This is a genomic window from Fusibacter sp. (assembly GCF_057447755.1).
Window position 1 is genome coordinate 1 of sequence record NZ_JBVBZF010000158.1, and the last position, 7931, is coordinate 7931.

The following is a 7931-nucleotide window of genomic DNA, read 5'->3' on the forward strand; positions in this document are numbered from 1 at the left end:
GCTGGAATATTAGCAACATAAAGGAAGAAATTATGCCTACAATTTTAATCATGTTTTTAAAACAAATTGCAATCAAATTTGTTCTGGAATTCGTCTGGGAACAGTTAGTTGAATTCTTACGAGAAAAAGCGGAAGAGTCAGAAAATAAACTCGATGACCAATTAGTTGATTGGATCGACGACCAGCAATTTGAATTTGAACAATTTCTTAAATCTGTTAGCAAATAAGGAGAATCATGACAGAATTTCCTAGATTTTTTTCGCAAAAAGAAATGGCGTGCAGATGCTGTGGAACCTATAACAGAGAGGTTATAGGGACTGCGCATGAATTGCAGATTGTGAGGATTAAGCTGGGTCAAAAGATGCCTATTAATAGTGCATACCGATGCCCAGCACACAATAAAAAAGTCGGCGGCAAACCTAATTCTTTTCATCTTCGTGGATTGGCCGTTGACATTGATACTCGGCACTTATCTAGTTATGACGTTTACAAAATGCAGAAAGAACTGGAAAAAGTGGGTTTTCGGGGCTTTATTTTGTACGACGGTTTTTTACACGCTGATAGACGTACTAAGGGGCTTCTGAAACGAGGTTAAAAAAGTGGGCGGGAGATAAACACTCCCGCCCAAAAGACTGGGTCAAGAGGGGATCTTAAAATCAGTGTCCAGGGAAGGAACTGACATTTTAGGTATTTCTACGTCTTGTTGCCACACAGAGTGTTTTTTACACTCTTCAAATGAATAATTTTCTTTGTAAAATTCTGCCGTATCTACTTCAAACTCCACCCTCCTAAGCAATTCGCCATCTTCACTATATTGACACAAAAACACTGTTTTAGGTTCTATATTTTCAACCTTAGTAACTTCATTGAATTGTGTGTCGTCGGCACACCCAACCATCATTCCCATTAAAAGTATCGTTGTTATAATCTTTTTCATTATGATGCCTCCCTTGTTACACACATCTTATCGCCAATCCTCCTAAATTCTTAAATTACAATTTCGTAATAATTTACTTTTTATAAATTTCTAAAGTTTGACTAATAGCCTACCGATTAGTGTTTTGTTATAAAAATTATCAGAGGTATGCTATGGACGCACGTTCCCTACAAAAACTAGAAAAACGTTTAAAATTATTGGACATTCCACCTTTTAAATTTTTTCTTATGTCGCGAAATCGCCAAAAAGAGCTACTTAGAATGGTGCCAAAAACTTCAATATTTAAGTATTGTACGAGACATAAGCGTTTTATAACCCACGATCACCAATATATGGGGCCACGCCCAAAAAGGCAGTCTGACCCCATCCAAGCCCTAGGTAACTCCACTTTTTCCATTAACATGCAGGCTAAAAAGATAGCATCGGCACAAATGAAACGCCTGCGTAAAGCAGAACGTAATAAAGTAAATTTAGGTTTACAAACAATTGGTAAATTGTATGGAGGGAATCGCATTGTATAAACATGTAATGATAGATATTGAAACCGCTGGTGTACCTGACCCTAATGATTATCGTAAGATAGTTTTGTCGATCGGGGCGGTGGCCTTCGATCACACAGGAATCATTGAAGATAGTAAGCTTCATATGCGGCTTAATATCTCTGAACAGCTATTAAAAGGGCGTACAGTTGATTCGGAAACCATTCAATGGTGGCAAGATCAGTCAAAGGAAGCACAAGAAGCCGCGTGGAACCTCGGCAATGATGGAGACATTACGTATTTTTGTACTCATGCCCTGGAATTATTAAACGCAATGATCGATAAAAACACCAAAGTATGGGCTAAAGGCACTATTTTTGATATCTGCATTTTACAAAGTCTTTTCGGGGATTTTAATGCGGTTATTCCTTGGCAATATAGAAATATATTCTGTATGCGTGCCTTAAAAGAACTTGTAGATCCAAATACCTTTAAGGTAGAAAACCGCGGTAAACACAACGCTCTTGATGACGCTATTTGCCAAGCACAAGAAATCATCAATGCTAAACGAGTCACTGGGTTCTGGCGCAAACCTAAGATATTATCATCAGTTAATGAGCATGAACAGCGCTTTTATGCTGCCTTAGATCGACTTAATGAGCCTGGTCTTGTGGCCAAATTTAAGCAAAATTTTAAGGAGTTAACTCAAGATCCTGACTTTGATTGGAAAGCACCTCCCTACTTGGCGTTATCATACGCCTTTTATTGGCCCGCCTCTCGGGAGGGTGCCGGGTTTTGGCGCGATATCTATGCCAAATTGTCATATGAGTTAAAAGGAAAATCCGATGATTAAGTTTGTCAAAAACTGGCTAGAGTGTCGCCGGTTATATCAAACCCACGAGGTACAAGAATTCATACAGTGCCTCTATGATATTGATTATTGGGCGTGGCATGCGTTAAAAAAGTATCGAGCGACTTCTTACTTGCACATGCTTCAACATATTCAATATTGGATTCAAATTGGCATAGCATATCCAGATATTTTTAGTACTTTAGTAACAGAATGGGAGTTAAAATACAACCCGTATATTAACCATACTTATTTAGAATTACAAGCTTTATTTGAAGGAAATTAACTATGACTTATCCAAAAACAAATTTGATTTTAGACGCGCAATCGATCACTACCACTGTTCAATTGTTGACAAGTGCACCCAACCTTGTAAACATGGTCAATTACAAGAATTTTTCTATTACGTTCAAAATGTCAAATGTTTCTGCATTTGTGGGTAGTGTACAACCCCTGGTATCTAATAATGGAGGTGCCGACTGGACGTTGTTTGGTTCACAAGTTGCCCTGCCAACGGTAAATGACGGCCTATTAACTATTGAGGGAGAGATACTTGGCACTTTCTTGGGGTTGCAGATCACACAAACCGCGGGATCGGCCGATATTACAGCATGGATCACCCAGAAATAAAGGTAGGAAACTATGAAACCGCTAAAACACGCCACACATTCTGCCAGGAAATACGGTGGCGTTCCAGAAGATTACCAACAGATTCATGACTTTATGGATCATACAAAACAAAATATCCCTGATATGCGTCATCGAATGATTTTGCATAATAGTTGGGGCTGCTATTTGGCTGAGAAAGTGTTTGGTACTTACATTATTAATAGTGATGGTCGCAAGGTATCAGTTCGAGATATTGCTGAACAACACGTACTTGAGGATTTGGGACATATTCCAACTCTAGAAAAGTGTTTTAAGTCGATGAAATTAGAAAAATGGATGGGCGGCAAACTTCCCATCTCAAAACGAACCTTTAAACTAATTGATTGAGGAATCTATGAATCTACAAGAATTGAACACAGAAATTAAAACAAAGATGGAAGAAGCGGACAAACTAGTAAGAACTGCAGGTAAAGAAGCATTTGGACAGGCATTTAAAGAATTTTTTGAAGCAAACCCATTAGTAAAAGCTGTTAAGTGGACGCAGTACACCCCGTATTTTAATGACGGAGACCCCTGTGAGTTTTGGTGTAATGTAAGTGAGGCAACGGTATTACTTTCGGCTGACCCTGGATTACCGCAGGAAGCTTACTATATTGAAGATGATGAAGATGAAGATGGAGTTTGGGTTACAATCAAGTACGACACTACAGTTATACAAGCTAAATCAATAAACGATTTCATTGCCGCTCTTAGTGATGTAGAGGACAAAATTTTTGAGGCTGTATTTGGTGATCACGTCCAAATTACTGCTACACCGGACGGTAAATTCGAAGTTGATGCATATAATCATGACTAATTCAGGAAGGTTTGTAGCTAAGAAAATTGAACTTCAGTACCAGTGGCGCAATTGGTACGCCCATTTGTACTATCCATGTGGAGGTGGCCAGCCAGCCATTGATGACGATGAATTTGATCGAAGATTCCGTCACTTTGAACCAAATACAGGCTGCAATTGCGTTGAAAACGGGCCACCACTACTCCCTGATCGCGCCTTAGAGCCAAGTGATGTTGAACTTTATGGTCTAGAAATCTACGATGTATTAACTGAATTTAGGAGAGCACAAGATGCGGCCAAGTGATGATAAAGATGACATAGCTTTTGTCAAAACAGTTACTAAAGACGAGTTGAAAGAAAAGGCTGATACCAAAAGAGCCGCCGACGAGGCCACGATTGATCCGCGAATCGACTGGACTTTTATTGAGTCAGAAATGGTTGCGGCTGCGAATACTGGCATGTACTATGTGGATATAATGATGTCCAGGATTATTACAGGTACAGTCGATCCGTTAGCAGTTGATAGAGTGCTACGATCTAAACTAACTCCACTAGGAATACTAGTCGGTTTGGATAGTGGTCCACCGGTTCAAGTCAAATTTATCTGGGGCTAGCGGTACATTTTAGGACAAAACACGGACACATTGTACCACTGGTCAATGGGTTACAATCGAAAATGTCCGTGTTTTGTCCTTATTTTTTGAAAATAAATGGTTAAGTGCATGTTTTTACTGTGTCCGCCTTTATAAATTAATACGGAGTATTATAATGAATGCTTCCCAACGCATAAAATCTAATCTCTCAAAAAGACTATACCGCGACAAGTTTAAAAATGCTGGAAAGCTGGCAGGATTTCTTTTGAAAACTTTTGCTAGTCAACCCAAGGCCCACATTTACTCAAATGCATTACAAGCGGCGGGGTGCATTCAAGCCGGGCAAGCCCGAGAGGTTCTGAGCCTACTAGTAATTTTAGGTTATTTAAGAAAAACACAACTCAATGTTAAAAATCGTCAGTTCGCTCCGGGTAGCCGACTCCAGCATTATCTCGATCAACAAAATGCAGCGCTACGGTCCATAAAGCAGTTGAGGGATACCGTGGCATGCTTCGAAACCAACATGACTCAGATTGTCAAAATGGGGGTTTAAAATGCAATTTATTGAAAAATGGTACGAGCGCCGGTTGGAAAAACAAATGCGAAAACGGTTTGAATCTGTAAGTGTTAGTTTTGATTGGTTTAAACAAAGCTTTGCCATTTATGGCATAGGATCTTGGAAATTTCTCCTAAGGTGGCAAAAGTGTTATACCGTAGAGGAGATTATTAGATATCGCATTTCAAACCAATATCCTGGAGCATATTGGCGTGATGTTTTGAAACGCTTACAACAAGAGGCTAAAAGACATGGAAAAAGATAACTTACCTCTATATTTTACGTTATTACTAGTAGTGCACATTTGTGTAGGCAATATCCTGTTGCATTACCATATCAACACCATCGAAGACAAAATTGTCGAACATTGCTCATTTAACGGAGGAAAAACAAATGACAAAGATAAAGATAAATAAAGATTGGAAGATAGGACCTATCCCCGAACGTGAGAAATGGCTCAATACTAAATGGGACGTTCGTAACTGGACAAAAGAACAAAAGAGAGCCTTTCAAGAGGAGTGCTTTAAGCTAGGATACGGGTATGAGGGGAATAAAGTCAAATATCTTAACGCTACTGCCTATAATATTTTTGGCGATGGAGTAATAGGTTTCTGGCTAAACAACCCAATGTGTAATTTTAAAGAACCGCAATTCGGCATTGAGAAAAAATGGGAGGACATGTTCCCTACCAATTCTACTACTGAAGTTGAAAATCTCAATCAAGACACATCTGATCATGAATGTTGGATGCACTACAACCACACAATGGATTGTTGCCTTAAATGCCACCCTGAGAAAGACCTGCGCCAACAGCAAATATGGGGCATTTTAGACACGGCTCGACGAGAGCGTGAATATATTGAAGAAGTGAAGAGAGGTAAGTGAGGTCAATAAGAGAAAAATTTTGAAGGAAAATTACTATGACTAAAAAACTAACACACGATGAAGCTAGGGAAATATTACTAAATGGTGGCAAGGTAGACGGGTATTTCTCAAATAATAAGCCAGCACCCCATAACCCATTAAGGTTTGATGACATTCGTTTAACATTACTAGACTGCAAAGGTGATGCAAGATTTTTCAATTATTTTGCTTATTTCATAGAGCACAAAGAGACAGAGGAATTTGAGTGTTGGATTAATGTATATCATGACGCCGCATGCGGGCATACAACGAGGGAAAAAGCTGATAAATATGCCTTCGATGACCGAATAGCCTGCATTAAGATAACAGGAAAAGAAGGTGACGGGTTATGAAAAAACTAACAACAGATGATGCCGCTAAAGCTATGATAACTGGTTGTATTGGAATAGATAGTAAAGGACACGAATGGAAATGGGAATCTGGTGGATTTCGGTGGAGACGTGGTGAAAATTTTTCTTGGTCTAATTCATGCCACCCTTTATCAGAAACCGAATGGACTATCAAAAAAGAACCAGTCAAATATTCAAAATATGTCTGGCTAGAAAGAGAGCCGAAAAATAAGTGTTCCCAAAAATTTATATTAACTCATCTTTTCGGTGCTCAAGAGACAGAATGGAGTTCGACTAAAACTAGTGTATGCAACAAACGTTATAAAATAACAATTGAGGAAGATCCCTAGAATGACTAAAAAACTAACACTTGAAGAGTGGCGCATTGGATTCACGCAAAGGAATTAAAATCATGACTAAAATAGACAGATCATGGCGCATTGGATGCGAGACTGGGGAGCAGGCGAATGAAGTCTGGCGGGTGCTTAAGGACGCTGGTGAGCCTATGTTCAGGAATAAGGGATGTTATAGTGGTCCAGGCTTCCAAGTTTTTAGCGTTATATATGAAGGCCGTTGGGGTGTTTTGGATATAAATGATGATTCTGCGAATATAACCTTTAAGGAGTTTATGAAACTTATGAAAGACGAAGATAAAAAAGAAGAAGTTCAATACGTAGACAATTTACTCGACTACTTGGATAAGCCTGAGTTGATTCAACATATTGATGGCACTCACGTTAGGGCATTACATCATTTTCCTGATAATCAGGATTATAGCCAGGTAGTTGTAGTGTTTGAAAATGGTGTTACGAGTTCATACCACAGTAATGGAAACCACTTTAGCCAAGCTCCGACATCCAGCTTTATTCTCAAACCAAAAGAGAAGAAGATTGTAAAAGGTTGGAGAAGAAATCTTATCTTTAAAAATGGCGAGATATGCGATAAAGCAAATACTCAACCAACTAAGGAAGAGTTTATGGACATATGGAAAAATGCCGCTAATATAGAAGGCTTCGGACCTTGGAAAGAAGTGGTTACAGAGGTGAACGATGACTAAACCAAAAACAGTGTGTCAGCAAATAGTTGAAAGTTTGCGAGATCATCCCGAGGAGTGGTCACGCAATGACTGTACTATTGATAATCCAACACTTGGCGTAAGTATATGGACGGCTAACATGGCGGTGTTCGATACCCGGCTCTACAGATGCGACGGTGAGTTGTATGGCTTGAAAGAGAAGTTCCTAGTATGGAGAGCTATTAGAACACGTAACAGATACTTTCAATATAAGGTTAAAAATTCATGATGACTAAAGAACAGTATTTATTAACAAAACTCGCAGAAGAGGCTAGCGAAGTGGCACAAATGGCCATGAAATGTGCCCAGTTTGGTATGGCTGAGCGGTATCAAGCCGGCGGCCCCTCTAATTATGAGCGGCTAATCCATGAAATCAATGATTTTAGGGTGATAGTAGGAATACTAAGGGGTAAAGGGAGTGTTTCATTAATTGATTTAGAAAGCTATCCTTATGATTTAAAGGCCAAAGAAGCTAAGATTTTAAAATATTGGAAGCATAGCCAAGACTTGGGGCAAACTGAAACGGAGTAGTCTTAATGACTAAGTATTATAGCACTACTCAAAAAGCACTATTAATCAATTTGCGTAATCGCATTGGGCGAACTTTAATGAGTTTCGGGGTCTACCGGCTGAGCGTGGCCTATGCTGAAACCAGGACCCTGCTATCTGCGGCCATAAACTTGGACTCTAGGCTCGGATTTCTTTCTTTTGAACAGAGGACTAGGGTAATATTTATGTACCGTA

At 39.3% G+C, this 7931-nt stretch carries 17 protein-coding genes; 16 read left to right on the forward strand and 1 reads right to left on the reverse strand.

Annotation, left to right across the window (positions count from 1 at the left end; all coding sequences use genetic code 11):
• Together AC220I_RS14735 and AC220I_RS14740 are read left to right on the forward strand one after the other, a co-directional pair.
• Window positions 1-227 (forward strand): hypothetical protein (locus tag AC220I_RS14735; RefSeq protein WP_486724615.1); only part of this gene is annotated, 227 nt, incomplete at its 5' end.
• Window positions 228-235: 8 nt separating this feature from the next.
• Window positions 236-595, forward strand: coding sequence for a D-Ala-D-Ala carboxypeptidase family metallohydrolase (locus tag AC220I_RS14740; RefSeq protein ID WP_486724616.1), 360 nt, complete (start codon window positions 236-238; stop codon window positions 593-595).
• A 42-nt stretch (window positions 596-637) separates the two neighbouring features.
• Here AC220I_RS14740 and AC220I_RS14745 read toward each other — a convergent pair whose 3' ends face one another.
• On the reverse strand, window positions 638-937 hold the full coding sequence (locus tag AC220I_RS14745) for a hypothetical protein (protein WP_486724617.1): 300 nt from the start codon (window positions 935-937) through the stop codon (window positions 638-640).
• 152 nt (window positions 938-1089) lie between these two features.
• Between AC220I_RS14745 and AC220I_RS14750 the strand changes: the two genes are divergently transcribed.
• The 14 genes from AC220I_RS14750 (at window position 1090) to AC220I_RS14815 (ending at window position 7718) form a co-directional block, all read left to right on the forward strand.
• Entirely contained in the window at window positions 1090-1458 is a 369-nt protein-coding gene (locus AC220I_RS14750; RefSeq protein WP_486724618.1) for a hypothetical protein, read from the forward strand.
• Window positions 1451-2269, forward strand: coding sequence for a 3'-5' exonuclease (locus AC220I_RS14755; RefSeq protein ID WP_486724619.1), 819 nt, complete (start codon window positions 1451-1453; stop codon window positions 2267-2269). The genes AC220I_RS14750 and AC220I_RS14755 overlap by 8 nt, the downstream gene beginning before the upstream one ends.
• Before the next feature lie 285 nt (window positions 2270-2554).
• The gene (locus AC220I_RS14760) at window positions 2555-2896 is read left to right on the forward strand and encodes a hypothetical protein (RefSeq protein ID WP_486724620.1); all 342 of its coding nucleotides are present in this window, start codon (window positions 2555-2557) and stop codon (window positions 2894-2896) included.
• Window positions 2897-2908: 12 nt separating this feature from the next.
• Entirely contained in the window at window positions 2909-3262 is a 354-nt protein-coding gene (locus tag AC220I_RS14765; RefSeq protein WP_486724621.1) for a DUF6915 family protein, read from the forward strand.
• 7 nt (window positions 3263-3269) lie between these two features.
• On the forward strand, window positions 3270-3731 hold the full coding sequence (locus tag AC220I_RS14770) for a hypothetical protein (RefSeq protein ID WP_486724622.1): 462 nt from the start codon (window positions 3270-3272) through the stop codon (window positions 3729-3731).
• A 64-nt stretch (window positions 3732-3795) separates the two neighbouring features.
• A complete protein-coding gene (locus AC220I_RS14775; RefSeq protein ID WP_486724623.1) occupies window positions 3796-4014 on the forward strand; it encodes a hypothetical protein in 219 nt (72 codons plus the stop codon).
• Entirely contained in the window at window positions 4001-4324 is a 324-nt protein-coding gene (locus tag AC220I_RS14780) for a hypothetical protein (protein WP_486724624.1), read from the forward strand. The genes AC220I_RS14775 and AC220I_RS14780 overlap by 14 nt, the downstream gene beginning before the upstream one ends.
• Window positions 4325-4478: 154 nt before the next feature.
• Window positions 4479-4856 (forward strand): hypothetical protein, encoded by a 378-nt coding sequence (locus tag AC220I_RS14785; RefSeq protein ID WP_486724625.1) that lies wholly within the window; start codon window positions 4479-4481, stop codon window positions 4854-4856.
• A 1-nt stretch (window position 4857) separates the two neighbouring features.
• Complete coding sequence (locus AC220I_RS14790; RefSeq protein ID WP_486724626.1) at window positions 4858-5124, forward strand: hypothetical protein; 267 nt, start codon at window positions 4858-4860, stop codon at window positions 5122-5124.
• Between the two features lie 128 nt (window positions 5125-5252).
• Window positions 5253-5744 carry a hypothetical protein gene (locus AC220I_RS14795; RefSeq protein WP_486724627.1) on the forward strand — a complete coding sequence of 164 codons (492 nt, stop codon included), beginning with the start codon at window positions 5253-5255 and terminating at the stop codon, window positions 5742-5744.
• Between the two features lie 35 nt (window positions 5745-5779).
• Entirely contained in the window at window positions 5780-6115 is a 336-nt protein-coding gene (locus AC220I_RS14800; protein WP_486724628.1) for a hypothetical protein, read from the forward strand.
• Complete coding sequence (locus AC220I_RS14805) at window positions 6112-6462, forward strand: hypothetical protein (protein ID WP_486724629.1); 351 nt, start codon at window positions 6112-6114, stop codon at window positions 6460-6462. The genes AC220I_RS14800 and AC220I_RS14805 overlap by 4 nt, the downstream gene beginning before the upstream one ends.
• A 62-nt stretch (window positions 6463-6524) precedes the next feature.
• On the forward strand, window positions 6525-7169 hold the full coding sequence (locus AC220I_RS14810) for a hypothetical protein (RefSeq protein WP_486724630.1): 645 nt from the start codon (window positions 6525-6527) through the stop codon (window positions 7167-7169).
• 243 nt (window positions 7170-7412) lie between these two features.
• On the forward strand, window positions 7413-7718 hold the full coding sequence (locus AC220I_RS14815) for a hypothetical protein (protein WP_486724631.1): 306 nt from the start codon (window positions 7413-7415) through the stop codon (window positions 7716-7718).
• The last annotated feature ends 213 nt before the right edge of the window (window positions 7719-7931 follow it).